The sequence below is a fragment of the Dyella halodurans genome, from assembly GCF_026283925.1.
Classification (GTDB): Bacteria; Pseudomonadota; Gammaproteobacteria; order Xanthomonadales; family Rhodanobacteraceae; genus Dyella; species Dyella halodurans.
This window is the reverse complement of record NZ_JAPDPF010000001.1, coordinates 346,666-372,021: the sequence shown is the minus strand read 5'-3', so window position 1 is coordinate 372,021 and position 25,356 is coordinate 346,666. Positions and strand designations below refer to the sequence as shown.

General features: G+C 64.6%; 23 protein-coding genes. 9 read left to right on the top strand and 14 right to left on the bottom strand.

Features of this window, described 5'->3' with window-relative positions; translation table 11 throughout:
* Positions 1-19: 19 nt before the first annotated feature.
* The 3 genes from OUZ49_RS01645 to lgt form a co-directional block, all read right to left on the bottom strand.
* On the bottom strand, positions 20-508 hold the full coding sequence (locus tag OUZ49_RS01645; protein ID WP_266148181.1) for a dihydrofolate reductase: 489 nt from the start codon (positions 506-508) through the stop codon (positions 20-22).
* A 111-nt stretch (positions 509-619) separates the two neighbouring features.
* Positions 620-1,414: a thymidylate synthase gene (locus OUZ49_RS01640; RefSeq protein WP_266148180.1), complete on the bottom strand. Its 795-nt coding sequence runs from the start codon at positions 1,412-1,414 to the stop codon at positions 620-622.
* Positions 1,415-1,418: 4 nt separating this feature from the next.
* On the bottom strand, positions 1,419-2,249 hold the full coding sequence (lgt, locus tag OUZ49_RS01635; RefSeq protein WP_266148178.1) for a prolipoprotein diacylglyceryl transferase: 831 nt from the start codon (positions 2,247-2,249) through the stop codon (positions 1,419-1,421).
* A 355-nt stretch (positions 2,250-2,604) separates the two neighbouring features.
* On the opposite strand from lgt, the gene OUZ49_RS01630 reads away from it, so the two are divergent.
* A complete protein-coding gene (locus OUZ49_RS01630) occupies positions 2,605-5,490 on the top strand; it encodes a TonB-dependent receptor plug domain-containing protein (protein ID WP_266148176.1) in 2,886 nt (961 codons plus the stop codon).
* A gap of 163 nt (positions 5,491-5,653) precedes the next feature.
* Here OUZ49_RS01630 and OUZ49_RS01625 read toward each other — a convergent pair whose 3' ends face one another.
* The 4 genes from OUZ49_RS01625 to OUZ49_RS01610 form a co-directional block, all read right to left on the bottom strand.
* Positions 5,654-6,157, bottom strand: coding sequence for a TPM domain-containing protein (locus OUZ49_RS01625; RefSeq protein ID WP_266148174.1), 504 nt, complete (start codon positions 6,155-6,157; stop codon positions 5,654-5,656).
* A 1-nt stretch (position 6,158) separates the two neighbouring features.
* The gene (locus OUZ49_RS01620; RefSeq protein WP_266148173.1) at positions 6,159-7,043 is read right to left on the bottom strand and encodes a TPM domain-containing protein; all 885 of its coding nucleotides are present in this window, start codon (positions 7,041-7,043) and stop codon (positions 6,159-6,161) included.
* 1 nt (position 7,044) lies between these two features.
* Positions 7,045-7,665, bottom strand: coding sequence for a LemA family protein (locus OUZ49_RS01615; RefSeq protein ID WP_266148172.1), 621 nt, complete (start codon positions 7,663-7,665; stop codon positions 7,045-7,047).
* Between the two features lie 184 nt (positions 7,666-7,849).
* On the bottom strand, positions 7,850-8,224 hold the full coding sequence (locus OUZ49_RS01610) for a diacylglycerol kinase (protein ID WP_266148171.1): 375 nt from the start codon (positions 8,222-8,224) through the stop codon (positions 7,850-7,852).
* A 247-nt stretch (positions 8,225-8,471) separates the two neighbouring features.
* Between OUZ49_RS01610 and OUZ49_RS01605 the strand changes: the two genes are divergently transcribed.
* The 3 genes from OUZ49_RS01605 (at position 8,472) to OUZ49_RS01595 (ending at position 12,062) form a co-directional block, all read left to right on the top strand.
* On the top strand, positions 8,472-10,004 hold the full coding sequence (locus OUZ49_RS01605) for a peptide MFS transporter (RefSeq protein ID WP_266148170.1): 1,533 nt from the start codon (positions 8,472-8,474) through the stop codon (positions 10,002-10,004).
* Between the two features lie 115 nt (positions 10,005-10,119).
* On the top strand, positions 10,120-11,397 hold the full coding sequence (locus OUZ49_RS01600) for an ATP-binding protein (protein WP_266148169.1): 1,278 nt from the start codon (positions 10,120-10,122) through the stop codon (positions 11,395-11,397).
* A 101-nt stretch (positions 11,398-11,498) separates the two neighbouring features.
* Positions 11,499-12,062: a response regulator transcription factor gene (locus OUZ49_RS01595; RefSeq protein ID WP_266148168.1), complete on the top strand. Its 564-nt coding sequence runs from the start codon at positions 11,499-11,501 to the stop codon at positions 12,060-12,062.
* Between the two features lie 45 nt (positions 12,063-12,107).
* On the opposite strand, the gene OUZ49_RS01590 is transcribed toward OUZ49_RS01595, so the two are convergent.
* The 3 genes from OUZ49_RS01590 to OUZ49_RS01580 all read right to left on the bottom strand — a co-directional run bounded on the left by OUZ49_RS01590 (position 12,108) and on the right by OUZ49_RS01580 (position 14,891).
* On the bottom strand, positions 12,108-13,103 hold the full coding sequence (locus tag OUZ49_RS01590; RefSeq protein ID WP_266148167.1) for an isoaspartyl peptidase/L-asparaginase family protein: 996 nt from the start codon (positions 13,101-13,103) through the stop codon (positions 12,108-12,110).
* A gap of 119 nt (positions 13,104-13,222) precedes the next feature.
* Positions 13,223-14,533 carry a M56 family metallopeptidase gene (locus OUZ49_RS01585; RefSeq protein ID WP_266148166.1) on the bottom strand — a complete coding sequence of 437 codons (1,311 nt, stop codon included), beginning with the start codon at positions 14,531-14,533 and terminating at the stop codon, positions 13,223-13,225.
* A complete protein-coding gene (locus OUZ49_RS01580) occupies positions 14,520-14,891 on the bottom strand; it encodes a BlaI/MecI/CopY family transcriptional regulator (protein WP_266148165.1) in 372 nt (123 codons plus the stop codon). Before OUZ49_RS01580 ends, OUZ49_RS01585 begins: the two co-directional genes overlap by 14 nt.
* 211 nt (positions 14,892-15,102) lie before the next feature.
* Between OUZ49_RS01580 and OUZ49_RS20900 the strand changes: the two genes are divergently transcribed.
* Positions 15,103-16,461 (top strand): 3-oxoacid CoA-transferase, encoded by a 1,359-nt coding sequence (locus tag OUZ49_RS20900; RefSeq protein ID WP_323134892.1) that lies wholly within the window; start codon positions 15,103-15,105, stop codon positions 16,459-16,461.
* Between the two features lie 50 nt (positions 16,462-16,511).
* Here OUZ49_RS20900 and OUZ49_RS01565 read toward each other — a convergent pair whose 3' ends face one another.
* From OUZ49_RS01565 to OUZ49_RS01555, 3 genes are all read right to left on the bottom strand, one after another.
* Positions 16,512-17,492 (bottom strand): sensor histidine kinase, encoded by a 981-nt coding sequence (locus OUZ49_RS01565; protein ID WP_266148164.1) that lies wholly within the window; start codon positions 17,490-17,492, stop codon positions 16,512-16,514.
* Positions 17,493-17,513: 21 nt separating this feature from the next.
* Entirely contained in the window at positions 17,514-18,245 is a 732-nt protein-coding gene (locus OUZ49_RS01560; protein WP_266148162.1) for a response regulator transcription factor, read from the bottom strand.
* Between the two features lie 111 nt (positions 18,246-18,356).
* Entirely contained in the window at positions 18,357-18,998 is a 642-nt protein-coding gene (locus OUZ49_RS01555) for an arylesterase (RefSeq protein ID WP_266148161.1), read from the bottom strand.
* Between OUZ49_RS01555 and OUZ49_RS01550 the strand changes: the two genes are divergently transcribed.
* The 3 genes from OUZ49_RS01550 to OUZ49_RS01540 all read left to right on the top strand — a co-directional run bounded on the left by OUZ49_RS01550 (position 18,997) and on the right by OUZ49_RS01540 (position 23,432).
* Positions 18,997-19,722 (top strand): ABC transporter ATP-binding protein, encoded by a 726-nt coding sequence (locus tag OUZ49_RS01550; RefSeq protein ID WP_266148159.1) that lies wholly within the window; start codon positions 18,997-18,999, stop codon positions 19,720-19,722. The genes OUZ49_RS01555 and OUZ49_RS01550 overlap by 2 nt on opposite strands.
* A gap of 31 nt (positions 19,723-19,753) precedes the next feature.
* Positions 19,754-22,237, top strand: a complete 2,484-nt coding sequence (locus tag OUZ49_RS01545; RefSeq protein ID WP_266148158.1) for an ABC transporter permease — start codon at positions 19,754-19,756, stop codon at positions 22,235-22,237.
* Between the two features lie 73 nt (positions 22,238-22,310).
* Entirely contained in the window at positions 22,311-23,432 is a 1,122-nt protein-coding gene (locus OUZ49_RS01540; RefSeq protein ID WP_266148157.1) for an SLC13 family permease, read from the top strand.
* An 8-nt stretch (positions 23,433-23,440) separates the two neighbouring features.
* On the opposite strand, the gene OUZ49_RS01535 is transcribed toward OUZ49_RS01540, so the two are convergent.
* Entirely contained in the window at positions 23,441-24,211 is a 771-nt protein-coding gene (locus OUZ49_RS01535) for a DUF4097 family beta strand repeat-containing protein (RefSeq protein WP_266148156.1), read from the bottom strand.
* A gap of 143 nt (positions 24,212-24,354) precedes the next feature.
* On the opposite strand from OUZ49_RS01535, the gene OUZ49_RS01530 reads away from it, so the two are divergent.
* The gene (locus tag OUZ49_RS01530) at positions 24,355-24,909 is read left to right on the top strand and encodes a hypothetical protein (protein ID WP_266148155.1); all 555 of its coding nucleotides are present in this window, start codon (positions 24,355-24,357) and stop codon (positions 24,907-24,909) included.
* The last annotated feature ends 447 nt before the right edge of the window (positions 24,910-25,356 follow it).

The window sequence follows — 25,356 nt, the reverse complement described above, 5'->3', positions numbered from 1 at the left end:
CATGGGCGAGTGGCCCGGGTCAGTCGTTGCGAATGTACTCGACCATGTCGAAGTCGTAGGCGTGGTCGGCATCCTTCTTGTGATGCACGCGCGAGACCTCGCTCCAGTCGCTGAAATGCACGCCCGGGAAGAAGGTGTCGGCACCATCGACCGCGGCGTTGACCCAGGTGAGGTAGAGGCGCTTGGCCTGCGGCAAGGCCGCCGAATACACCTCGCCACCGCCAATCACCATCAGTCCCGTGCCACTGGCGCGGGCGAGGCCTTCGGCGAGGGAGCGCACCGTGATCTGGCCGGGAAACGGGGCCTCGTGCTTGCGGCTCAGCACCAGGTTCGTGCGGTCCGGCAAGGCCCGTCCGACGGCAACAGCCGTGTTGTAGCCCATCAGCACGTACTTGCCGAGGGTCAGCTCCTTGAACCAGCGCAGGTCGTCCGGCAAATGCCAGGGGAGCTGCCCTTTGCGGCCGATGGCGAAGTTCTCATCCAGAGCGGCAATCAACGAAATAGCCATGAAAATCCTTGAGTCATCGACGGTTGAAGCAGCCCGCGGCGGCCGGCCACGGGCGCCGCGGCGACCGATTTTAGCAGGATGCGTTGACGCATCCACAGGTGGTTCGGCGCTTTACACCGCCACCGGCGCCCTGATAGCCGGGTGCGGCTCATAACCGGTAATGGCGATGTCCTCGAAACGGAAGTCGAACAGCGAGCGCACCTCCGGGTTGAGCTCCAGCCTCGGCAAGGGGCGCGGCTCACGCGACAGCTGCAGGCGCGCCTGCTCGAGGTGGTTGTTGTACAGGTGCGCGTCGCCCAGCGTGTGCACGAAGTCGCCCACGCCCAGACCGCACACCTGCGCGATCATGTGGGTCAGCAGCGCGTAGCTGGCGATGTTGAACGGCACGCCCAGGAAGATGTCGCCGGAACGCTGATAAAGCTGGCAGCTGAGCTTGCCGTCGGCCACGTAGAACTGAAACAGCGCGTGGCACGGCATCAGCGCCATCTTCGGCAGCTCGCCCACGTTCCAGGCGCTCACCACCAGGCGGCGCGAATCGGGATTGCGCTTGATCTCGTCCACCACCCAGCGGATTTGATCGACCACGCCACCGTCAGCGGTCGGCCAGGCGCGCCACTGCTTACCGTAGACCGGCCCAAGCTCGCCCTGGGCATCGGCCCATTCGTCCCAGATGCTGACGCCGTGTTCCTTCAGGTAGGCCGTATTGGTGTCGCCGCGCAGGAACCAGATCAGCTCGTGGATGATCGATTTCAGATGCAGTTTCTTGGTCGTGACCAGCGGAAAACCCTGCGCGAGGTCGAAGCGCATCTGCCAGCCGAACACGCTGCGCGTGCCGGTGCCGGTGCGATCGCCCTTCTCGGTGCCGTGGTCGAGCACATGCTGCAGCAAATCCAGATAGGCACGCATGCGCTTACTCCTTGCCCGGCAGCGAAACGGCGTAAAGCCGCAAGGTTGGCGCCTTGCGCGACATCACGATGAGCACGACGCCAACCACGATCAACGGCAGCGACTGGATCTGCCCCATGGTCAGCCAGCCCCAGGCCAGGTAGCCAAGCTGCGGATCGGGCACGCGCACAAACTCCACCGCAAAGCGGAAGCAACCGTACATCAGCGCGAACAGGCCCGAAATCAGGTAACGCGGCCGGGGTTTCATCGATATCAGGAACAGTACGCTGAACATCACGACGCCCTCCAGCAGCATCTCGTAGAGCTGCGAGGGATGGCGCGGCAGACGGTCTGGCGCATTCGGGAAAATCATCGCCCAGGGCACGTCCGACGGCTTGCCCCACAGCTCGCCATTGATGAAGTTGCCCAAGCGGCCCAGGCCCAGGCCGATCGGCACGATCGGCGCCACGAAGTCGATGGTGTCGAAGAAATGCACGCCGTGGCGACGGGACCACCACCAGCCGGCCGCCAGCACGCCGAGCAAGCCGCCGTGGAAGCTCATGCCGCCGTCCCAGACACGGAACAGCGCCAGCGGATCGGTCCAGATCCAGTGGATGTCGGCGTAGAACAGCATGTACCAGACGCGTCCGCCGACGATGACGCCCATCATCGCGTAAAACACCAGGTCGCCCACGGCATCGCGGGTCACCGGCAAGCGTCCCTTGCCGCGCCGGTACTCGGCCAGCAACCAGGCACCGAGGAAGCCGCACAGGTACATCAGGCCATACCAGTGGATCTGAAGCGGACCCAGATGAAAGGCCACAGGGTCGAAGGCAACGGTATAGGGCTGCGTCATGGGCAAACGGGGCGGCGTAAAAGCGCCAGTGTAGCGGGCACTGCCCGGTAAGAGTGCGCTCCTTCCACGGCTTTCCGGATGGGAGGCTGACGGCAGATCGCGGGCTCGCTGTCGAGTCCCGAGGGTCATGGCCAGAGAAAAACTGATAACAAAAATAGCTATCACCTGAACGTGACGGTCGTCTTGCACCTACACGTCACTTTGTTTTAACGTCGGGATTACATCGCCCGTCCCCCAAGCACGGCGATGCCGCGGCGCGCAGATCCTTCCCCAGGGTGCTACGCGCCATCCCCATATCCAGCTGCCCAGCGCTCGCGCGCTGGCTGATGGCTATTTTTTGTTCGGAGTTTCAACAATGAAGCAAAAGACACTGCTGGCTACTGCCATCGCCGCAGCACTCGTGCTGCAGACGTGGTCGGTTGCCGCACAGGATGCTGCCGCCGCGCAAACCGACCAGTCGTCGGCCAAGAGCCTTGAGACCGTTACCGTTACCGGCTCGCGCATCCGCAGCGTTGACGTGGAAACGTCCCAGCCGATCTTCACCATGGATCGTGCCGCCATCCAGGCCACCGGCCTGACCAACGTCAGCGACATCCTGGCCCGCATGCCGTCGGCCGGCACTCCGGACATCACCCCGCAGGACACGCTGTCTTCGGGCACGGATGTCGGCGGTCAGTACGTGAATATCCGCAACCTCGGCTCGCAGCGCACCCTGGTGCTGGTCAACGGTCGTCGCTGGAGCACCAGCCTCAGCGGCCTGACCGACCTGTCGACCATCCCGGTCTCGATGATCGAGCGCATCGAAGTGCTCAAGGACGGCGCCTCGTCCATCTATGGCTCCGACGCCATCGGCGGCGTGGTCAACATCATCACCAAGGAAAAGTTCGACGGCGCTGAAGCCAACGTCTACTACGGCCAGAACGGCGAGGGCGACGGCCAGACCCAGAACTACAACTTCACCTGGGGCCACAGCACCGAGAAGAACTCGATCATCGCCGGTATTGCCTACCAGAACACCGATCCGATGTGGAACGACTCGCGTAGCGAAACCACCTACGCCCAGGGTCCGCGCCATCCGGACGCCGGCTGGAGCGGCACTGGCCCGTACGGCCGCATCATCGATCCGAACACCGGCGCCCAGTACGTGATCAATCACGGCGCCACCGACAGCAGCAACCTGGCCAACTACCATCCGTTCGATGGCAGCAGCAACGCCGACCTGTACAACTCGCAGAAGGACATGACCTTCCGCGCCGGCTCGAAGCTGAAGAACCTGTTCCTGCAGGACCGCTACAAGCTGACCGACAACATCACCCTGCATGGCATGGCCAGCTACAGCACGCGTGACACCTCCAGCCAGCTGGCGGGTTACCCGTTCTCGACCGGCACCACCGGTGTCGAGATCAGCGGCGACAATGCCTACAACCCGTTCCCGGGCCAGGACCTGTCGTTCTATCGCCGCACCGCTGAAATGCCGCGCGTCACCTGGAACAACTCCAGGCTCGCCCATATCGACCTGGGCGTCGAGGGTTACTTCCAGTTCCTCGGCCACGACTGGAACTGGGATGCGGGCTACACGTACTCGCAGAACAAGATCCGCGTTCGCAGCACCGGCAACATCTACCTGCCGAATGCCACCGCGGCGCTTGGCCCGACCACCACGATCGACGGTCAGCTCGCCTGCGCCAGCGCCGCCGATCGCGCGGCCGGTTGCGTGCCGTGGAACATCCTGGCCGGCCCGGGCGCCACGCCGCAGTCGGTGTGGAACTACGTGAACCACGTTGGCACCGATCGCCAGACCAGCTCGACCGACGACTACACCGCCAACGTGTCCGGCGGCCTGTTCGACCTGCCGGGCGGCACCGTGAGCCTGGCCGTGGGTGTCGAGCACCGTGGCGAGAAGGGCAACTTCCGTCCGGACGCCGCCGACTCGGCCGGCCTGACGACCAACCTCGCCAGCGCCCCGACCAGCGGCGCGTACAACACCAACGAAGCCTACGTCGAGCTTGACGTGCCGCTGCTGCGCGACCTGCCGGGTGCGCAGGAGTTCGGCATCAACGTCGCCAGCCGCTACTCGCACTACAGCAACTTCGGCAGCACCACCAACAACAAGTACAGCTTCCGCTACCGTCCGTTCGCGGACCTGCTGGTTCGCGGTACCTGGGCCGAGGGCTTCCGTGCTCCGACCATCGACGACCTCTACGGTGGCACCGGCCAGAGCTTCGAAACCTTCCTGGATCCGTGCGATTCGAAGTTCGGCGCCGCCGCCAGCAACGCCGCCGTTGCCCAGCGCTGTGCCGCCTCGGGCGTGCCGGCCGGCTACCGCCAGGTCAACAGCACCACGGGCGCGCCGATCACCAACAACAACGGCAGCCAGACCCCGGTGGCGTTCCTGTCGGGCTCCAACCCGAACCTGCAGCCGGAACAGTCGATCACCCGCACGCTGGGCCTGGTCTACAGCCCGCATCAGGTGGAAGGCCTCGACTTCACGGTCGATTACTACAACATCTACGTGAAGAACATCATCTCGTCGGTCGACGCGCAGAGCATCCTGAACTATTGCTATGTGCAGAACGACCCGAGCTTCTGCAGCCGCTTCACCCGCAGCGCCAGCGCTGACGCGTCGACCGGTCTCGCCGTGGGCTCGGTCAACAACCTCAACGAGAGCCTAGCCAACCTGGGCACGCTGAAAACCGAAGGCTACGACATCGGTATTCACTACCGCCTGCCGGAAACCGCCATCGGTACCTTCCGCATCGCCTCGGACAGCACCTATCTGACCAAGTACGAAACCGTCAGCGGTCCGGGCGCCATCCCGGTGACGCCGGTCGGCTTCATGAATGGTGAGGATGGTCTGTACCGTCTGCGCTCCAACCTGCAGGTGGACTGGAACTACAAGCAGTTCGGCGCCAGCTGGACGGTCCGCTACTACTCGGGCCTGAAGGATTCTTGCTACAGCAACGATCCGAACGACCTGATCGAGTGCAGCTCGCCGAACTACACCAACCCCTGGTGGGGTACCTATGGCATGAGCCAGAAGGGTTCGGTGGCGTTCAACGACGCGCAGTTCCGCTACACCGCTCCGTGGAAGGGCACCTTCACCGTGGGTGTGAACAACATCTTCAACAAGAAGGGTCCGTTCTACTACTCGGTCACCACCACGGGTACCGGCAGCGCGCCGTACAACCCGGCGTTCGACATCGACCGTTACTGGTACGTGTCGTACAACCAGAAGTTCTAAGCTCGAACGAGCCGGACTTCCGGAAAGGGCGGGCCTTCGGGCCCGCCCTTTTTTTGTGCCACGGGAGGAAGCGAGACGCTGCTCGACATCGGGAAGATCAGCAGCGGGGCACTGCGATCACAAGCCCCGCGTGCGGCACGACGCCAGCCGGACCGTGCTTCGCTCAGAGCAGAATGGGCCGATCCGGCAGCTCGTCCGGTTGCGCTTTGTCATTGCCTGGAAAGTGCCGCTTGAGCAGTGCGTGTGCCTCGGCAATGCCTTCCAGGGCACCTTCCCGCCAGGCGCCACGCGCAAAGCAGGCACGCATGCGATCGCGTATCGCATCCCATTCGCCCTGGCTGACGGCGGCGGCGATGCCGCGATCGGCAATGATCACGATGTGGTGCTCGGCCATCAACACGTAAAACAGCACGCCGCTGTTGTGCTCGGTGTCCCAGACATGCAACTGGGCGAATACCTGACGCGCGCGCCGGTAGGCGTCCTGGCCTTCAAGCACGGCAAGCGGCGCGAGGCGCGTCTCGATGGCGAAGCAGATTTCGCCGCGGTGCTCGCGCTCGCCGCCGGCAATCGCGTGAGTCATTTCATCCAGCACGGTCTTGGGAAAGCGATGCCGTAGCTGGAACCAGCCATCGAACAGGTTCATCAGCAGACGTTGGGCACGCGCCATATCACCAGCTCCCTGACGAACCACCACCACCGAAACTGCCGCCGCCACCACTGAAGCCACCACCGCCACTTCCGCCGCCGAAGCCGCCACCACCGCCCCAGCCGCCAAAACCGCCGCCACCGAAGCCGCCCCAGCCACCGCCGCCAATCGAGCGACCGGCTCCGGCCGGCAACAGCATCAGCACGCCACCAATCAGTGCACCCATGATGCCGGCGCCCACCGAGGCCGCGAGCAGCCACAGCAGGCCGCCGATGATCAACGCGCCCAGGGGTGTGCGAACCCACACGGCGGAGCGCCCGAAGATGCCGCGCAGGAAGAAAGCGCCAAATACGCCGAGCAGCAGCACATTGCCGAAGTTGAAGCCATGCCGCTCGCGATTGGCGCTTTCCACCGGTGGCGGCAACGCCTCGCCGTTGACCAGCTGGGTCAAGGCGCCGAGGGCATCGTTGATGCCGCCGTAGTAATCGTTGACGCGGAATTTCGGTGCGATGTACTCGCGGATGATGCGCGCCGTGGCCGCATCCGGTATCGCCCCTTCCAGTCCATAGCCCACTTCCATGCGCACGCGGCGATCGTTCTTGGCCACCAGCAGCAGCAAGCCGTCATCGGTGCCCTTGCGGCCGATCTTGTTGGCCTCCGCCACCGCCAAGGAATATTCGGCGATGTCCTGCGGCTGGGTGGTGGGCACCATCAGCACCACCAGCTGCGCCCCCTTGCTCTTTTCCAGGGCCACCAGCTGGGCGTCGAGCTGGTCGACCTGTTGCGCGCTCAAGGTCCCGGTGAGATCGGTGACGTGCCGGGTGAGCCGGGGAGCCTGCTCCTGGGCATACAGCAAAGCCGGCAACAGCCATGCCATCGCCAGCACCAGCAGCAGACGCCGCCACATATCAGTGTGCCGAGGCGGCGGGGGCCGGCGTGCTGCCGCCAAAATCGACGGTCGGTGCCGTAGAGATGGCCTTCTCGTTCTCCACCGTGAAGTTCGGCTTCACCTGGTAGCCGAAGACCTTGGCGGTGAGATTGTTCGGGAACGTGCGGATCATCGAGTTGTACGTCTGCACCGCCTGCACGTAGCGGTTGCGCGCCACGGTAATGCGATTCTCGGTGCCTTCCAGCTGCGCTTGCAGGTTCTGGAACAAACCATCGGCCTTGAGCTGCGGGTAGTTCTCGCTGACCACCATCAGCCGCGACAGCGCGCTGGAAAGCTCTCCCTGCGCCTGCTGGAACTGCTGCAGTTTCTGCGGATCGTTCAGCGCATCGGGCGACAGCTGCATGGTGCCCACCCTGGCGCGCGCCCTGGTCACCTCGGTCAGCACCTTTTCTTCGTGCTGGGCATAGCCTTTCACCGTATTGACCAGGTTGGGCACCAGATCCGCACGGCGCTGATACTGGTTGATCACCTCGGACCAGGCTGCCTTGACCGCCTCGTCCTGCCGCTGGATGGCGTTGTAGCCGCAACCTGAAAGGCCAGCCACGACCAACAGCAACGCAAGGGCACGAAGTAGTTTCATGAGTCTGCTCCCGTCCGGTGGAGCCACCATTGCAGCACCCCACCGCCAGCGGCGCAACGTACGCCCCCTTTGTAGGAGCGCACCCAGTGCGCGATCCGGGCGCCACGGAGTCCCAGCTACGTAGGCATTTCGCGCACTGGGTGCGCTCCTACATCAGGCCGTGAACATCAGGGCACGAAGCGCGTCAGGGCAGCCAGCGCGGGGCCAGGATCAGGCCCCAGCTCAAGGCGGTCAGCATCAGCAGCAGGAACACCGCGGCCGAGCCCATGTCCTTGGCGCGACCGGCCAGTTCGTGAAACTCCGGGCTGACCTTGTCCACCACGGCTTCGACGGCGGAATTCAGCAGTTCGGCGGAAAGCACCAGGATCGGCGACAGGACCAGCGCGATCTTCTCCAGCGGGCCATTGCCCAGCCACAGCCCCAGCGGCACCAGCACCACAGCCAGGCACACTTCCATGCGGAACGAGGCTTCATGGCGCCAGCCCGCCTGCAGGCCCTTCATTGACCACTTGAGGGCATTCCAGATCTGCCTGGGCCCGCGAAAACCGGTTGCGGCCATGATGAACGTCGTTCCTTTAGAGAATGCGGCTTGCGGCGGCGCCTTGCCCGTGCCCGCAGACGGCGGACACAAGGCGGGAATAATGCCGCAGCCGGCCTTGAGGCGCCAGATCGCAGATTCCTGCGTGCGGCAGTGCAACGTCGCCTGAATGACAGATGGGTTACCCTCCCGCACTTTGTGACCCGGTTCCGGGTTGCACGAGCCGACCGCCCTGCGGTCGTTGTATGAACCGTGTACGGACAATTGAATGGCAACCCAGAATCCACCGGTCTCCCAGACCCGCTCCTTCAGCACTGTCTTCCTGATCGAGATGTGGGAGCGCTTCGGCTTCTATGGCATGCAGGTGTTGATGGTCACCTACATGATGAAGAAGCTCGGCTTCATCGACAGCAAGGCCAACCTGGTGTGGGGCGCGGCCGCCGCGCTGATCTATGCAACCCCCGCGATCGGCGGCTGGGTAGGTGACAAGCTGATCGGCACGCGCCGCACCATGGTCACCGGCGCCGCGGTGCTGACGCTGGGCTACTCCATGTTGTGGATTCCCTCCAACAATCCCACCCTGTTGTACTGCGCGCTCGGCGTGATCATCGTCGGTAACGGCTTCTTCAAGCCCAACGCCGGCAACCTGGTGCGCAAGATCTACGAAGGCGATGACGTTCGCATCGACAGCGCGTTCACCATCTACTACATGGCGGTGAACATCGGCTCCATGGTCTCCATGACCGCGACGCCGTTGATCCGCAATTATGTAGGCGAGCGTTTCGGCGATGCGATGGGCTGGCACACAGCCTTCGGCGCCTGCGCGGTGGGCCTGCTGCTCGGCCTGATCAACTACTCGCTGATGCGTCGCACCTTGGCGCACATCGGCTCTCCCGCCGACGAGAAGCCGGTCAAGCCGGCGCTCGCGTTCGCCCTGCTCGGCGCCTCGCTGGCAATGGTGTTCATCGCGGCCTTCATCCTGCAGAGCCTGCTCGCGGCCAAGATCTGCGTATACCTGGCGGGCCTGGTGATCCTGGGCATCTTCGTGCACCTGATCCGCAGCAGCGAGAAGAGCGAGCGCGCCGGCCTGATCGCCGCGCTGGTGCTGACCGTGCAGACGATCTTCTTTTTCATCTTCTACGCGCAGATGGCGACCTCGCTGAACCTGTTCGCGCAGAACAACGTCAACCTATCGTTCGATGTGTTCGGCGTGCACCTGTTCAACTGGATTCCGGAGCAGTACCAGAACCTCAATGCGATCTGGATCGTGATCCTCAGCCCGGTGCTGGTGCTGATCTACAACTCGCTGGGTCGCCTCGGCAAGGATCCGTCGGTCGCGTTCAAGTTTGCCCTGGGCTTTGGCGCCGTGGCGGTGGGCTTCTTCATGTACGGCATCGGCGCCATGAGCGCGGTCGCCGGCCAGGTATCGTCCTGGACCATGGTGTGGGGTTATGGGTTCTACTCGCTGGGCGAGCTGCTGGTCAGCGGCCTGGGCCTGGCCATGATTGCCCGCTACGTGCCTGCGCGCATGGGCGGCTTCATGATGGGCGGCTACTACGTCGCCGTGGGCATCTCGCAGTATCTCGGCAGCGTGGTGGCCAACCTGGCCAGCATGCCGGAGAACATCAAGGACCCGGTCGAGTCGCTGAACATCTACATCAGCCTGTTCAACAAGCTCGGTTTCGTCGGCATTGCCTGCACGGTCATCGCCGTGGTCATGCTGCCGCTGATGAACCGCCTCTCGCGCAGTCACGCCGAGGCGCATACGCCGCTGCCGGCGGTGCACAGCGAAGAAGTGTAAGTCGCCTTGCGCCCCTCTCTCTGCGGGGAGAGGGGCCGTGATGGCATGGCGAGCATGGCCCCGCCCGCTTCCTCCGCCCACGGGCAGAAGCAGCAAAACGGCTAGTATCTGCGTGATGAAACGTCCCACCTTGCAACAACGCATCGGCCCACGTGCACTCGCCCGCAGTCTGGCCTGGCTGCGCATTTGCGCAATCGCCGGGCAGAGCGCCGCCGTCCTGGTCTGCGCGCTATGGATGAAGCTGGATATCCCGCTACTGCCCTTGATGGTGGGTATCGGCTTGCTTGCCGTGTTTGCCGTCTTCGCCGCCTGGCGACTGACCCAGCCCTGGCCGATCCGGCAATGGGAAACCATTCTGCACGTCGCGGTCGACACCTTGGTGCTCGGCTATCTGCTGTATTTCACCGGCGGCGCCAGCAATCCGTTCATTACCCTGCTGCTCATGCCAATCGCGCTAAGCGCCGCGGCCCTGCCCGTGGGCGCGGTGTTCATGGTGGCAGGACTCGCCGGCATCGCCTACCTCGTGCTGCTGTTCTGCTATGTGCCCTTGCCTGCGCCGATGCACGGGACCACACCGGGAGGCTTCTCGCTGCACGTGGTGGGCATGGGCGTGAATTTCGTGATCACCGCCCTCTTGCTGGGCTTCTTCATCAATCGCTTGGCGCGCGCGGTGCGCTTGCAGCAGATGGAAGTGCAGCGCGTGCGGGAGCGCGCCCTGCGTGACGAAGGCATTCTCGCCATCGCCACCCAAGCGGCCGGCGCGGCCCACGAACTCAATACACCGCTATCGACCATGCGTACGTTGCTGCCGGAACTGCGCCGCGAGCATGCCGGCGATGCGCTATTGGGCGAGGATCTCGCCCTGCTGGAGGGTCAGGTAGACCGTTGCCGCACGATACTTCGCGAAATGGTGGCCTTCGGCAAAGCCCAGCTCTCACAGGAGTCCGAGCTGCTCACGCTCACCCATTTCATCCATGGATGCCAGGAACGTTTCCAGTTACTGCGTCCCGAGGCCGACCTGCAATTGACGGTGGACGAGGAGGCGAAACATATCGTGCTGCGCACCCCGCCGGGCCTGCGCCACGCCCTGCTCAACCTGCTCAACAACGCAGCCGACGCCTCGGCGCTGAACCAGTCACAAGTCGTTGCGCTCACCGTGCATCGCGACGGCGGCTGGCTTGAGTTGATCGTGAGCGACCATGGCCCAGGCTTCACCCCCACCGGCGAACTGGCCGTGCTCGGCCAATCTCACAAGAAGACGGGACTAGGCATAGGCCTGGCCTTGGCCGAAGCCACCGCTGAGCGGCTCGAAGGTGAATTGACTACAAACAACACCGAGAACGGAGCACAAATGTGTCTCCGTTTGCCTCTATCCGTGATCGCCACGTCCTGAAAACTGCGGCAGATAGCCACAGGGGCGGATGATCACAGGTGCATGCGCTGTCGCATCCGGCAACAATGGGCACCTGCGGCCATGGGCCGATGGAGCATCCGATGAGCGACCAACAGCTATTGATCATTGACGACGACGCCACGTTTGCCCGCGTCCTGGCACGCGCACTGGGATCGCGCGGATTTGAGGTGATCACGGCCAGCAACGCGGACGAAGCGCGCGCCCTCACCCGGCGTCATCAGCCGCGCTACTGCGTGCTCGACCTGAAACTCGGCGACGAGAACGGCCTGCGCCTGATTCCCGAGCTGCAGGCCCTGGTGCCGGAAATCCGTGTCCTCCTGCTAACCGGCTATGCCTCCATCGCCACCGCAGTGGAAGCGATCAAGCGCGGCGCCCACGACTATCTGTCCAAGCCGGTCGATGCCGATGCCGTGGTACGCGCCTTGCTCGACGGCGACACCAGCACCGGCGACGACGAACTGGTCGACGCGCCGGAAGCGCCGCTGGCCCTGCGCCGGCTCGAGTGGGAGCACATCCAGCGCGTGCTGACCGAATGCGACGGCAATATTTCCGAAACCGCCCGTCGGCTCGGCATGCATCGGCGCACCCTGCAGCGGAAGCTCAGCAAGCATCCGGTGCGCGAACGCCCGGACAGCGACGACTGAGCTGGCGGGCCGTGGATGGCGGCCCGGCGGCGCAGCCGCCATGCATCAAGGTTGCGCAGAAGAATCAGCTGCCGCGGGTAGCGGCTCACCAGTGCCGTCGTTCTCGTCGCCATAAAGCGCCACATGGGCCACGCCATCGGCACCGATCCAGCCGCGATACATGCCATCGGTATTGAACGGCATCGATACATTGCCGTCGGCGTCGAGCGCGATCGCACCGCCGTTGCCGCCCATCGACGGAATTTCCTGGTTGATCACTTCGGCCGCCGCCCGCCTCAGCGGCACACGCATCTGGGTCACGCGCATGCAGATCTCGTGCGCCGCCACGGTGCGGATGTAGTACTCGCCCCAGCCGGTGGCCGACACCGCGCAACCTGAGTTCGCATAAGTGCCTGCGCCGATGATGGGCGAGTCGCCGACACGTCCCCAGCGCTTGTCGTTCATGCCACCCGTCGATGTGCCTGCGGCGAGGTGCCCCTGCGCATCCAGCGCCACGGCACCCACGGTACCGAAGTGTTTGGCCGTCTCGACGTCTGAATGCCTGGCGTGCTCGGCATCTTCCTTCAGTGCCTTCTGCAGCTGTTGCCAGCGCTCTTCGGTGCGAAAGTACGCGGGGTCGACCAGCTCGATGCCGACCTGCTTGGCAAACTCCTCCGCGCCGTCGCCGATCAGCATCACGTGCGATGACTTTTCCATCACCGCACGTGCCAGCAGGATCGGATTCTTCACGCGCTGAACGCCCGCCACGGAGCCGGCATCCAGCGTCGAGCCATCCATGATCGCGGCGTCCAGCTCGTTCTTCCCGTCATGCGTGAACACCGAGCCCTTGCCGGCGTTGAAGTTCGGATCGTCCTCCAGCACCGTGATCGCCGCGCTGACCGCGTCCACCGCGGTCTTGCCGGCCTTCAGCTGGGCATAGCCGTTCTGCAGTGCCTGGGTGAGCGCGGCTCGCACGGCCTTTTCCCTGGCTGGGCTCATCTCGCGCTTGATCACCCCGGCTCCGCCGTGGATGACCAGAACAGGTGTGGCCGCGTGGCTCATGGAGGAGATCCCCAACGCCACAATCGCGGCGACAAGACGGCTGGACTTCACTGACGGTACTCCCCAAGGCTTTGGCCGCGAGTATATCCAGCAGTCAGCCCATGCTCAGCCGTATGGCTTCAGCAGCCGACGCCTGGCGTGAGCTCGATTTTGATCGTCCCGTCGTGAAGTTTCTCGAGGTGATTACCATCGACCACCTCGCCGAACACGATCGTCGCCAATTGCCCAGGCATCGTTCGAACAATTGGCTGACCCGACATGCTGCGGATATTGCCCGGACTGTACTCGAAACGGGTGTCGACCTTGGTGCGGATCTCAAGCTCGCCCTTTTCCGCCGGCACCACCGTAAATTGACCCGCCCAGGTTGACTTGTCACCGTCACTACCATTCAGGCTCACCGACTCGCCCGGCTTAAGACATTGGGAGAGATGATTCGATGCTGGGCGGCCTCCCAGCGCCACGTCTATTTTCAACATGTAGCTACTCGATGAGCCGTTGCCGGAGCCCTTCGCCCCCGTGGGGGTCGCGGCATAAACCATCCCAACCATCAACATCGCCGCCGTCGCGATGGCACCGACTCCTGCAAGACGATTGGCGATAGCGGACTTCATGGGCTTCAGCATGGCGATACGCTCCGTAATGGGATGACGAGGTGACCAACGACAACCCACAGGCAAGCTGAAAAGCGTCGCCTGGGTCTTCAACATGGCCTGCGCATACTGGCGCCGCTGGTAACGATGATTCCTGAGCACCGCGGCATCGCAGGCGAGTTCCTGATCGAGTCGGAACGCGCCATGGGCCCACCAGGCGAGCGGATGGAACCAGCACGCGATCAGCAAGATCTGGGCACACAAAGACCAGCAGCCATCACGCCGTTCGGCATGGGCGATCTCGTGCGCAAGAATCAGGGCGCGCTCAGTGGCGTCGTAGCGCTGTTCAAAATCGAGCGGTAGCACGATGCGTGGTTTCCACGCTCCCACCAGGGCCGGCCCGACATCCGCATGGGCAGCGCGCCATACGGGCCAACGTGCATCGACGCCCGACACGAGGGCTGCGCCCAGCAGCCTGCGCTGGAAACGCCATTGCGCCGTAATCGCCCAGCATGTCCCCAGCACGATGCCTGCGAGCCACCACACCAGAACGATGCTTTGCCAACGGATGCCGGACAGCGCCTGCGTCGATTGTGCGATCGCCGTTCCCGTCGAGGCGATGGTCCACACCAACGGCGACAAGGGCGAAACGGCCGTGCCCGCCGCATGCGGGAGCTGGCTCGCCAACATCGCCAGCGGCGCCAACAGCCATAGCTGGAAGGATCGTTCCGCGCCCAGCCAGCGGCGGCATACGCGCCGCAACAGCATGACGGCCAGCCATGCCATGGTTGTTGCCAACAGCAAACGCCAGGCCTGTTCGGCCAGCTCAGGGCTGATCATCGTCAAGCTCCTCCAGCAGTTTCCTGAGCTCGGCAATGTCCTTGCGGCTCAGCTTGCGTTGCTCTGAAAAGTGCGCCACCAACGGCGCCACGCGTCCGCCGAACAGGCGATCGAGCAGACCCTTGCTCTCCTGCGACACGTATTGCTCGCGCGCGAGTTTGGGGGCGTACAGATATCGGCGGCCATCGCGCTCGGCTTTGACCGCCTTTTTCTTCAGCAATCGGTTGAGCAGGGACTTGACCGTGCCTTCCTGCCAATCCTGTTGCGGGCCGACTTCGGCCAGGATCTCCTCGGCACTGCGCGGCGCGGAGCGCCACAGCACCTCCATGATAATTGCTTCGGCTTCGCTGATGCCCATGGGCCACCGTTTACGTGTGTAAGCGCAATGAATGTTTACATGCGTAAACAAAAGCCGTCAAGCCCTCCCCGGCCATGCAGCAACAGCCGCCTGCCGCCCCCTCCCGCGGCCTGGCAGGGCCATTCCCCGGCCTTGCGAGCCTACACGGCATGAGCGGCCATCATTCCGTCGTATCCTAGGCAACTGGCACTCCCTGCAAGAAGGCATCGCAATGGACAAGGTTTATGCAAGCGCGACGCAGGCCCTGGACGGCTTGCTGTTCGACAACATGACCATCGCCGCCGGCGGCTTCGGCCTGTGCGGCATTCCCGAGAACCTCATCGCCGCGCTGCTCGCCGCGGGTACCAAGGGACTCACCATCGTCGGCAACAATGCCGGCGTCGACGACTTCGGTATGGGGCCGCTGCTCAAGACCCGCCAGGTCAAGCGCGTCTTTGCCTCCTACGTGGGCGAGAACAAGGAATTCGAACGCCAGGTGCTGGCCGGTGAACTGGAACTGCATCTGGTGCCGCAAGGCACGCTGGCCGAGAAGCTGCGCGCCGGCGGCGCGGGCATTCCCGGCTTCTACACGCGCACCGCCTTCGGCACCAAGTTGGCCGAGGGCAAGGAAACCAAGGTGTTCGACGGCAAGGAATACGTGCTGGAAGAAGCCATTCACGCCGATGTGTCCATCGTGAAGGCGTGGAAGGGCGATCGCCTGGGCAACCTGGTGTTCCGCAAGACGGCGCGCAACTTCAACCCGATGATCGCTACCTGCGGCAAGATCTGCGTGGCCGAGGTGGAGGAACTGGTCGAAGTGGGCGAACTCGCCCCCGACAACATCCATGTGCCGGGCATCTACGTCGACCGCATCATCAAGGGGCCGTCCTACGAGAAGCGCATCGAGTTCCGCACCGTCGCCGGCGCCAATACCGGCAAGGAAAGTCCGATCCGCACCGCCATGGCGCAACGCGCCGCGAGGGAGCTGCAGGACGGCTTCTACGTGAACCTCGGCATCGGCATTCCCACCCTGGTCGCCAACTACATCCCGCCGGGCATGGACGTCACCTTGCAGTCGGAAAACGGCCTGCTGGGTATCGGCCCGTTCCCGTCGGACGACAAGGTGGATCCGGACCTGATCAACGCCGGCAAGCAGACCATCACCGAACTGCCCGGTTCCAGTTTCTTCTCCAGCGCGGACTCGTTCGCGATGATCCGCGGCGGCCATATCGACCTGTCGATCCTGGGCGGCCTGGAAGTCTCCTGCACCGGCGACCTGGCGAACTGGATGGTGCCAGGCAAGATGGTGAAGGGCCCGGGTGGCGCCATGGATCTGGTCAGCGGCGTGCGCCGTGTGGTCGTGCTGATGGAGCACACCGCAAAGGACGGCTCGCCCAAGATCAAGGACAACTGCGACCTGCCGATCACCGGCAAGCAAGTGGTCGACCTGATTATTACCGACCTGTGCGTGTTCGCTGTCGAGAAGGGCAAGGGACTCACCCTGCTCGAGCTGCAGGACGGCGTGACGCTGGACGACGTGAAGGCGAAGACGGGCTGTGCGTTTGCCGTCAGCGCGAGCCTGCAGCGGTAACTGGATGATCGCTGCGCCCGCCTCACCATGGGGCGGGCCTGCCCGGCCGACTAGGTCACCGGCGATGATTCAGGAAAACGGATGCGCGCGATGTGTCGACGACCTTCGCGCGTCTGCAGCTCCAATGGCCAGTGGAAGCGCTCGCTGATGCGCTGCGCGATCGCCAGCTCGAAGCCGTGGCGATCCGCCGAGGTCGGCGCGGGCGCCTCGCCCCGGTGCGTCACCGTCACCACGCCCGGCATCACGGTGACGACCACCGTGCCGCCCTCCGCCTGCTGACAGGCGTTTCGGATCAACTGCCAGCACAGCACGGCAAACACGCGCGGCGAACCATGCAGGGCGAATCGCGCCGGTTCTTCCAGCTCCAGCGTGATGGGCCGCCCTTCCAGCATTTCCAGCACATCGGGCAGTTCGTCGCGCAGCACGTCGTTGACCACGAAGTCCTCTTCGGTAAGACCGTTGTCGGATTCGCGCGCGAGGATCAGCAAGGCCTCGACCAGCGCCTCCATCTCGCGCGTTGAGCGCTTGATGCGTTGCACCGAGCGCTGCCCGAACTCGCCCAACATGGGGTCATCGGCCAGCATGTCGGCGGACATCTTGATCACCGTGAGCGGGCTGCGCAGCTCATGGCTGGCATCGCGGGTAAAGTTGCGCTCGCGCTGGTTGTAGCCAGCAATGCGGTTGGCGAAGCCATACAGACTGCTTGCCAAGGTCGCCACATCGGCGTCCGTGCGTTCCGGCAGTTGATCGGCTTGCCAGCTGCCGAGGTCGGGCGATTGTTCGTCCCAGTCGCTCACGGCCTGCGCCAGGCGACTTACCGGTGCCCATTGGCGACGGGCGGCCAACCATGCCAGCGAACTGATGATGACGATCAGCACCAACACGGCGCTCGCTGGCGCCACGTCATAGATGCCCATCAGGCACACGATCACGATGGCCAGCCATTGCAGGCCAAAGATAATCGCCAAGCGACGATAGAACAGGCCGCGGTGAAACACCCCCGCGGGCTGCGAACGGTCCCTGCTAACCATGGCTAACTCATACGGGCGGTATCATGCCGGCTGCGAGGCAGAAGCCACCTCCGATTCAAGATCGGCAAGGCGATAACCGGCGGAATGGATAGTGTGCAGCAGAGGGCGTTCGAAGGGCTTGTCGATCACCCGGCGCAGGTTATACAGGTGCGAGCGCAGGGTGTCCGAATCGGGCAAGGTATCGCCCCAGATTTCCCGCTCGATGTCGCGCCGGCTGACCACCCGCGGCGATTCGCGCATGAGTATTGCCAACAGCTTCAGTCCAATCGGCGAGACGGTGAGTTCATGTCCACCGCGCACCAGGCGCAGCGTCGCCGTGTCGAGCGTCATGTCGCCAACGGTGAGGATTTCCGTGGACACCTGGCGACGATCACGGCGAATCAGTGCACGCAGCCGTGCTTCCAGCTCGCGCACCTCGAACGGCTTGACCAGATAGTCGTCCGCGCCGGCCTCCAGCCCCACCAGCTTGTCTTCCAGCGTGTCGCGGGCGGTAAGCATCAATACCGGCGTGGATTTCTTGGCATCACGACGCAGCTTGCGGCACACGTCCAGGCCGTCCAGACCCGGCAACATCAAGTCGAGCACGACCACGTCGTAGCTGTTGGAGACGGCCAGATGCAGCCCGCTGACACCATCGGCGGCATAGTCCACCGAGTAGCCGCGGCGCTCGAGAAACTCGCCGACCATTTCCGCGATCTGGCGGTTGTCTTCCACCAGCAGAATCAATCCGGATTGTTCGTCGCGTGAGCTCATCCTTACCTCCTGAAGCAGACTTCACAAAGGTGAACAGCTAACGATTCGCATCGTGAGGGCCACGTGAAATTCACGACCTGGCCTCAGCATTTGTTGTGATGGTGTGCACGTCTAGTGCAAGAGAGGTTCCAACTCCTTCCACACGTTGTCCAGTATTTTCGGCTGGGCCGAGGCCACCGGGTGCAGGCCGTCCTCCTGCATCAACTCGGGCCGGGTGGCCACGCCCTCGAGCAGAAAGGGCACCAGGGCGACCTTTTTGTCCCTGGACAGGTCGGCATAGACATCGCGCAGGCCGTCGCGATATTGCGGCCCATAGTTCACCGGCAGCTCGATACCCAGCAACAGAACCTTCGCGCCGGACTGCTGGGCGCTGTCGATCATCGCGGCAAGATTGTCGCGCAAGGCCGCCAGCGGCAGGCCCCGCAAGCCGTCGTTGGCGCCCAGCTCGATCACCAGCACAGCCGGGTGGACCTTCTCGAGCAGCCCCGGCAGGCGATCCCGCCCGCTCAGCGAAGTTTTGCCACTGATGCTGGCATTGACCACGGCCCAGCTCGGCTCCATCTTGGTTAGACGGTCGCCCAGCAAATGTACCCAGCCGGACTCGACCGGGATGTTGTGCGCGGCCGACAGCGAGTCGCCCAACACCAGCACGGTTTTCGGCGGGGCCGCATCAACGGTGCCGACGGCACCCAGCAGTACGAGGGCACACAAAGCCCGCCCCAGGAAAGCTGGCCAGCAAAGGAAACGACGCATGAGTGGCAATGCCTCCGCTTTCACCAAAGATGTCCTTCTGGACGTGGTCGATGTTAGCAAGTCGGTACAGGGCCCCGAGGGGCGCCTGGACATCCTCACGGGAGTCTCGCTTCAGGTGCGTGAAGGTGAAAGCTTCGCCATCGTCGGCGCCTCCGGCTCCGGCAAGACCACCTTGCTCGGCCTGCTCGCCGGCCTCGACACGCCCACCAGCGGACATATCGCGCTGAACGGCCACGCCCTCGAACTGCTCGACGAGGAAGCCCGTGCCGACCTGCGCCGACGCATGGTGGGCTTCGTCTTCCAGTCGTTCCACCTGCTGCCGGCCCTCACCGCCGAGGAAAACGTGATGTTGCCGCTGGAGCTGGAAGGCCGCGACGACGCCCGCGCCCGTGCCCGCGAAGCGCTCGAGGCGGTCGAGCTGACCCCGCGGCGGCGGCACTATCCGGCCCAGCTCTCCGGTGGCGAGCAGCAGCGCGTGGCGATTGCACGTGCGTTCGTGCATGGCCCGCGCCTGCTGTTTGCGGACGAACCCACGGGCAACCTGGACCAGCGCACCGGGCACCATGTCAGCGACCTGATGTTCGCGCTCAATCACGATCACCGCACCACCCTGATCCTGGTGACGCATGACCCCAGACTCGCGGCGCGCTGCACCCGTCAGGTGGAGCTGGACAACGGCCGTGTCGTCACGCCCTCGCGTTCTTCGGCGGCGGTGACGCCATGATCAGCCTTGCCCACGCAACGGGTGTGCGCCCATGAAGCTGCTCGCCTTGTCACTGCGCAGCCTTCGTCGCGAATGGCACTTGCCTGAGCTGCGCACGCTCGGCGCCTCCCTGGTGCTGGCCGTGGTGGCGCTGGGCGTGGTCGCCACCCTGGCGACGCGGATGGAACGCGGCGTGCTGGCCAGCGCGGCCGAGCTGATTGGCGGCGACCTGGGCATCAGTTCCCCGCAGGCCTTGCCCGCCGACTACGCCGCCCAGGCGACCCGGCGCGGGCTCGCCGTCACCACCGGCGCGGGCTTTCCCAGCGTGGCCTTTGCCCATGGGCAAAGCCAGCTGCTGGATGTGCAGGCTACCGACGGTGCCTACCCTCTGCGCGGCACACTGGAGTTGCTCGATGCCCATGGGCGCAGCAGCAGCGGCCACGGACCGCCGCCCGGTGCGGTCTATCTGGATCATCGCGCGCTGGTCCAGCTGAACCTCAAGCTCGGCGACGCCGTGCAACTGGGTGGCCGTGAGTTGCGCGTCGAGGCCGAGCTGGTACGCCAGCCTGATGGTGGCGAACTGGTGGCGCTGGCGCCCCGCGCGTTGATGAATGTCAGCGACGCCGAACAGGCCGGCCTGCTTGGCGTGGGCAGTCGCGCACGGCACCGCGTACTGGTCGCCGGCCAGCCCTCCGCCGTGCGGGACTGGCGCGACTGGGTGCAAGCGCAGCACATGCCCCAGGGCGCCCAGCTGATCACGCCCGAACAAACCCAGGAGCGCATGCGCAGCGCCTTCGATCGCGCCAGCGCCTTCCTGCGGCTGACCGCATTGCTCTCGGCCCTGTTGGCAGGTGTAGCCATAGCGCTCGCCGCGCAGCGCTACGCGCGCCGCAAGACCAACGAAGTGGCGCTATTGCGCGCACTGGGCACGCCACGTCGCCAGGTACTGGGCTTGCTGGTTGGCACGCTGGGCCTGCTCGCCGTGCCGGCGGTGCTGCTCGGCGCCTTGATCGCTCTCGGACTGGCGCAAATCACCTGGAGCTTTGCCAGCCAGATGTTCACAACGGTGCCGACCTCGATGCCGATCGGGCCTGCGTGCGCCGCTGCCGTGATCGGACTCGCCGTGCTGGCCGGCTTCGCCCTGCCGCCGCTCACGCGATTGGCCGAGGTGCCGCCGGTCGCGGTTTTTCGAGAAAGCGCCGCACGGCGCGTGCGACGCTTCGATGCGCTCTACCTGGTACCCGCCTTGGTGGCCTTGTTGCTGATCTGGAGCCAGAGCGGCTCGGCCAAGCTGGCAGGGGTTCTCGCGGTCAGCCTGCTTGGCGTGGCCGTGGTCGCGGCCCTGCTTTCGGCCCTGCTGCTGTGGATCGCACGACGCGTTGCGCCGGGCGCGCACCCCGCCCTGCGGCTTGGCCTGGCCGCGCTGGCGCGCCGCCGCGGCATGAGCCTGCTGCAAGCCACGGCCCTGAGTCTCGGCCTGGTGGCCCTGCTCCTGCTGGCCGTCGTCGCCCCCGCCTTGCTGGAAGGCTGGCGCCGCGAGCTGCCGGCCGATACGCCGAACTGGTTCGTGCTCAATCTGCAGGACGACCAGCGTCCCGACTTCGAGCAGGCGTTGGCGCAGATGGGTGGACAAAAGCTTAATATGGCGCCGCTGGCGGTGGGCAAGCTCACGGCCATCAACGGCCGGCCGATCGACCAGCTCAAGTTCAAGGACGAGCGCGCCAAGGAATGGGCCGATCGCCAGCTGCGCCTGTCGTGGGCCGGCGACTTGCCACCCAGCAATCGGGTGGTGGCTGGCCGCTGGGCGGGCGAGCATCCCGCCCAGGCCGAAGTGTCGATCGACACCATGTGGCGCGACATGTTTGCGCTGAAGGTCGGCGACACCATGAGCTTCAACGTAGGCGAAGACAATCTGGACGCGAAGGTGGGCAGCATCCGCCAGGTCGACTGGAGTTCGTTCCGCGTCAACTTCTTTCTGGTGCTCGATCCTGCCCACGCCAACAGCTTGCCGCACACCTGGATCGCCAGTTTCTACCTGGCGCGCGGCCATGCCGAGGCCTTGGCGCAGCTGTCGCGCGACTTCAGCAACCTCAGCCTGATCGACGTGGACGCGATGCTCGATCGCGTACGCGAGATCGTCAACCAGGTCAGCGGCGCCGTGCGCTGGGTGCTCGGCTTCAGCCTGCTCGCGGGCGCGCTGGTGCTTGCGGCCGCACTCGCGGCCAGCGCGCAGGAACGTCGCCATGAAGCGGCCCTGCTGCGCACGCTGGGTGCCCGTCGCTCGCAATTGCGCGCCGCCGCGGCCTGCGAGTTTGCCCTGCTTGGCCTGGTGGCAGGGCTTACCGCCGCCTTCGGCGCCGCCGGCACCGGGCTATGGCTTGGACACGCGATCTTCCACATCGACAACTTCGTGCCGCCACTGGGCTCACTGCTGCTCGCCGCACTCGCGGCGGCCATCGTGGTGATGCTGCTGGGACTCGCTGGCACGCGGCGCGTCAGCCATACATCGCCCATGCGCTTGTTGCGGGAGAGCTGAGCATCTGCTCGACTGATGATCCACTGCAGGGAATCTCCCACATGACATGCTCTCCTCGGCGGACCACGTCGGCATGAGCGCGCTGCAACGCGGCATCAAGCGCCTTGCCCAGGAGCGCCTGCTACTCAGCTTTGCGCTGTTGGCGCTGGTGCTGGCTGTCGCCGATCCGCGCCCTTTCGCCGACTATCATCGTTGGCTGCAACTCCCCACCTTGGGCGGCCTGCTGGGCCTGCTGATCTGCATCCAGGGCATCCGCGACAGCGGCCTGGTGCAGCACGCCGCCGCGGTCCTGGTGGAACGGGCGCATTCGCTGCGCGGGTTGGCCTTGCTGCTGGTGAGTACCACGGCGCTGCTGTCGATGGTGCTCACCAACGATGTCAGCTTGTTCCTGATCGTGCCGCTGACGCTGGCGATCGGTCGCATCTCCAACCTGCCGGTGATGCGCACGGTGGTATTGGAAGCACTGGCAGTGAATGCCGGCTCGACCCTCAGCCCGATCGGCAACCCGCAGAATCTCCTGCTCTGGCAGTTCGGCCAGCTCAGCTTTCTGCAATTCAGCCAGGCCATGCTGCCCGCGTTCGTCATCATGTTCGTCCTGGTCGCCCTACTCGCGCTGGCGTGGATGCCACGAGGGCGGGTGGAGCTGCACGCCGACCAGGTCGATGGGCACGCCGTCTCCACGTCACAGGCGGTGCTTTCCGTCGGCGCACTCATCAGCATGGTGTTGATGATGGAACACGGCCATGCCGTGCTTGGCGCAGTGCTTCTGCTGGTTCCCTTTGCACTGCTGGAGCGCAGCACGCTGGCGCGCGTGGACTGGCTGCTGCTGGTCACCTTCGCCGCGATCTTTCTCGGCCTGGGTCATTTTGCCGAGCTGGGCATGGTGCGCCACGCGCTGGATGGCCTGAATCTGGATAACCCGCTGACGCTATACGCAAGCGGCATCGTCGCCTCGCAGCTGATCAGCAACGTGCCGGCCACGGTTTTGCTGCTTGGCCACGCGCCGGATGCGGCAGCGCTGGCCGTGGCGGTGAATGTGGGTGGCTTTGGACTGGCGATGGGCTCGATGGCCAACCTGATCGCCTTGCGCCTGGCGAAACAGCCGCATGGTGGACGGCTGTTCCACCAGGTATCGATACCTTTTCTGCTGGTATGCGCACCCCTGGTCTATCTGGCGTACCGCTGGCTGGGTTGAGCGCCCCGTCAGTCTTCGCGCGGCACGCTGACCTTGCCCTGTACGCCGCTGTGGATCACGTCGCCACTGCCTTTGGCGCCAAGACTGAAATCGCCATGCACGTCCCTGACCTTCAGGTCGCCCGAGCCTAGGGTTTCGGCCCGCACATTGCCGCCCACCCCGGACAGGACCACATCGCCTGAACCGACAGCGCCCACGCGCGCATCACCCTTGATGCCTTCGGCCTTCAGGTCACCCGAGCCCATCGCGCCCAGGTCGAGACTGCCGATATCGCGCGCGTCCACATCGCCCGACCCCACGCTGGTGCTGAAAGGACCACTGATCTTGCTGACATGCAGATCGCCCGAACCCACCTGGCTCTCCAGGCGCTGCAGTCCCGTCACCCATGCATCGCCCGAACCCACGTTGAGCACGACGGGCATTTGCGCCGGCAATTGCAGGTTCACGTCGAGGTTTCGATAAGAGCTTCCGAACAGGCTGATCATCACGTGGCTCTTGCCGCCGCCGATGTCGACGATCAGACGGTCACCCTCGCGTCGCTGGGTCACCACCAGGTCCTCCAGCAGCTTGGGCTCCGACGCACAGGCACGCCCGGTCAACTCGCCCGTCTTGGCGCTGTCGCTGCCGCTGAGGTGCAGGTCGTGGCTGTGCAGATCGATCTGCACCGAATGGATGCCACTGAGGTCCAGCGAAAGATTGCGCGGCGCCTCGTATTTGCAGTCGTTGGCGTGTACTGCCAGCGGTGCGATGAGAAGGGCAGCAAGGAAAAGTCGGCGCATGTAGAACTCCTCGTAGTCGGACCCTTATGGGATGTGCGGCGCGAGCAGAAGGTTGAAGCGCGATCACCATGACTTCCGTCATGGTCAACCGCTTACGCCCAAGACACGTTTGTCATCAAAACCCATCGTGGAGACTCGACACCATGCAGCGCAAGACCCTGCTCGCTTCCGCCCTGGCCATGCTCATTGCGGGCTCCGCATCCTACGTCGTCGCCCAGGACGCCGCGCCAAGCGCGCCGCCCGCCCCCGCGCAGAAGGCTCGCCCGCCGGCACCGCCGAAAGGGCCGTCGATGGGCGACAACGGCCCGCGCGGCTCCCGGGGCGGCCCCGACTTTGACGGTCCCGGCTTTGGTGGCCCTGGCTTTGGCGGTCCCGGCTCGGCGGTCATCTCCGACCTGCACGAACTGGAACGCCTCTACATGATGACGGGGCGCGCGAAGGAACTGCCTGCGTTGTACAACGACGTACTCGCCAAGTCGCAGGATCCTGTGGTGCGCACCTATGTCTATCACCACCTGGCCCGCGCCCAGATGGCGCCGAGCAACCCGGACCAGGCCATCGCCACGCTGCGCAAGAGCCTCGATGAAAACCTGGCCAACGCAGCGAAGCAGCGCGCCGAATTCGAAAAAATGCGCAGCGAATGGCAGGAACGTCACGCCACCGCCAAGCCAGGTCCGGCGCCCGCGCCAAAGCCATAACTACAATAAGAACCTGACGCTGCCGTGATCGGCCGCGTCCCATCCTGAGGCACGGGAACCCCAGAACCCGTGCCTCCTTTTTTTCTCGCCGACGCCAGCGCGTGACGCGACAACTGGGCGTTATCGCCGGGGTGCCGCTTACGACCGAAGGAAGTCCCTGTGGGATGCAGCGGGCGTCTCGATCGCCCGCCCGAGCGCCGGGCTTCTTGCTCCTTCTCCCCTTCGGGGAGAAGGCTGGGATGAGGGGCGGGTGCTCGCGATCACGCGACAACTAAGCGTGGCGGCAAGGGTGCCGCTTACGCAGCGGGCGTTTCGACTGCCTGCCGGCAGCCGAGTCACTTTTCTTTTGCTGGCCCAAAAGAAAAGTAACCCAAAGAAAATGGCCTCAAGAGCTCATAGCATTGCGTGGGATACGAGCCTGACGGCCGTGGCCAGCCAGATAGGTGG

Excerpts from the sequence above, each read along its gene's own strand:
- OUZ49_RS01580 (WP_266148165.1), bottom strand. The coding sequence starts at position 14,891 with ATGGGCATCAGCGAAGCCGAAGCAATTATCATGGAGGTGCTGTGGCGC.
- OUZ49_RS01535 (WP_266148156.1), bottom strand. The coding sequence starts at position 24,211 with ATGCGCCGACTTTTCCTTGCTGCCCTTCTCATCGCACCGCTGGCAGTA.
- OUZ49_RS01545 (WP_266148158.1), top strand. The coding sequence starts at position 19,754 with ATGAAGCTGCTCGCCTTGTCACTGCGCAGCCTTCGTCGCGAATGGCAC.
- OUZ49_RS20900 (WP_323134892.1), top strand. The coding sequence starts at position 15,103 with ATGGACAAGGTTTATGCAAGCGCGACGCAGGCCCTGGACGGCTTGCTG.
- lgt (WP_266148178.1), bottom strand. The coding sequence starts at position 2,249 with ATGACGCAGCCCTATACCGTTGCCTTCGACCCTGTGGCCTTTCATCTG.
- OUZ49_RS01600 (WP_266148169.1), top strand. The coding sequence starts at position 10,120 with ATGAAACGTCCCACCTTGCAACAACGCATCGGCCCACGTGCACTCGCC.
- OUZ49_RS01595 (WP_266148168.1), top strand. The coding sequence starts at position 11,499 with ATGAGCGACCAACAGCTATTGATCATTGACGACGACGCCACGTTTGCC.
- OUZ49_RS01640 (WP_266148180.1), bottom strand. The coding sequence starts at position 1,414 with ATGCGTGCCTATCTGGATTTGCTGCAGCATGTGCTCGACCACGGCACC.
- OUZ49_RS01550 (WP_266148159.1), top strand. The coding sequence starts at position 18,997 with ATGAGTGGCAATGCCTCCGCTTTCACCAAAGATGTCCTTCTGGACGTG.
- OUZ49_RS01610 (WP_266148171.1), bottom strand. The coding sequence starts at position 8,224 with ATGGCCGCAACCGGTTTTCGCGGGCCCAGGCAGATCTGGAATGCCCTC.
- OUZ49_RS01645 (WP_266148181.1), bottom strand. The coding sequence starts at position 508 with ATGGCTATTTCGTTGATTGCCGCTCTGGATGAGAACTTCGCCATCGGC.
- OUZ49_RS01615 (WP_266148172.1), bottom strand. The coding sequence starts at position 7,665 with ATGAAACTACTTCGTGCCCTTGCGTTGCTGTTGGTCGTGGCTGGCCTT.
- OUZ49_RS01590 (WP_266148167.1), bottom strand. The coding sequence starts at position 13,103 with ATGAGCCACGCGGCCACACCTGTTCTGGTCATCCACGGCGGAGCCGGG.
- OUZ49_RS01630 (WP_266148176.1), top strand. The coding sequence starts at position 2,605 with ATGAAGCAAAAGACACTGCTGGCTACTGCCATCGCCGCAGCACTCGTG.
- OUZ49_RS01585 (WP_266148166.1), bottom strand. The coding sequence starts at position 14,533 with ATGATCAGCCCTGAGCTGGCCGAACAGGCCTGGCGTTTGCTGTTGGCA.
- OUZ49_RS01565 (WP_266148164.1), bottom strand. The coding sequence starts at position 17,492 with ATGGTTAGCAGGGACCGTTCGCAGCCCGCGGGGGTGTTTCACCGCGGC.
- OUZ49_RS01555 (WP_266148161.1), bottom strand. The coding sequence starts at position 18,998 with ATGCGTCGTTTCCTTTGCTGGCCAGCTTTCCTGGGGCGGGCTTTGTGT.
- OUZ49_RS01530 (WP_266148155.1), top strand. The coding sequence starts at position 24,355 with ATGCAGCGCAAGACCCTGCTCGCTTCCGCCCTGGCCATGCTCATTGCG.
- OUZ49_RS01620 (WP_266148173.1), bottom strand. The coding sequence starts at position 7,043 with ATGTGGCGGCGTCTGCTGCTGGTGCTGGCGATGGCATGGCTGTTGCCG.
- OUZ49_RS01560 (WP_266148162.1), bottom strand. The coding sequence starts at position 18,245 with ATGAGCTCACGCGACGAACAATCCGGATTGATTCTGCTGGTGGAAGAC.
- OUZ49_RS01625 (WP_266148174.1), bottom strand. The coding sequence starts at position 6,157 with ATGGCGCGTGCCCAACGTCTGCTGATGAACCTGTTCGATGGCTGGTTC.
- OUZ49_RS01540 (WP_266148157.1), top strand. The coding sequence starts at position 22,311 with ATGAGCGCGCTGCAACGCGGCATCAAGCGCCTTGCCCAGGAGCGCCTG.
- OUZ49_RS01605 (WP_266148170.1), top strand. The coding sequence starts at position 8,472 with ATGGCAACCCAGAATCCACCGGTCTCCCAGACCCGCTCCTTCAGCACT.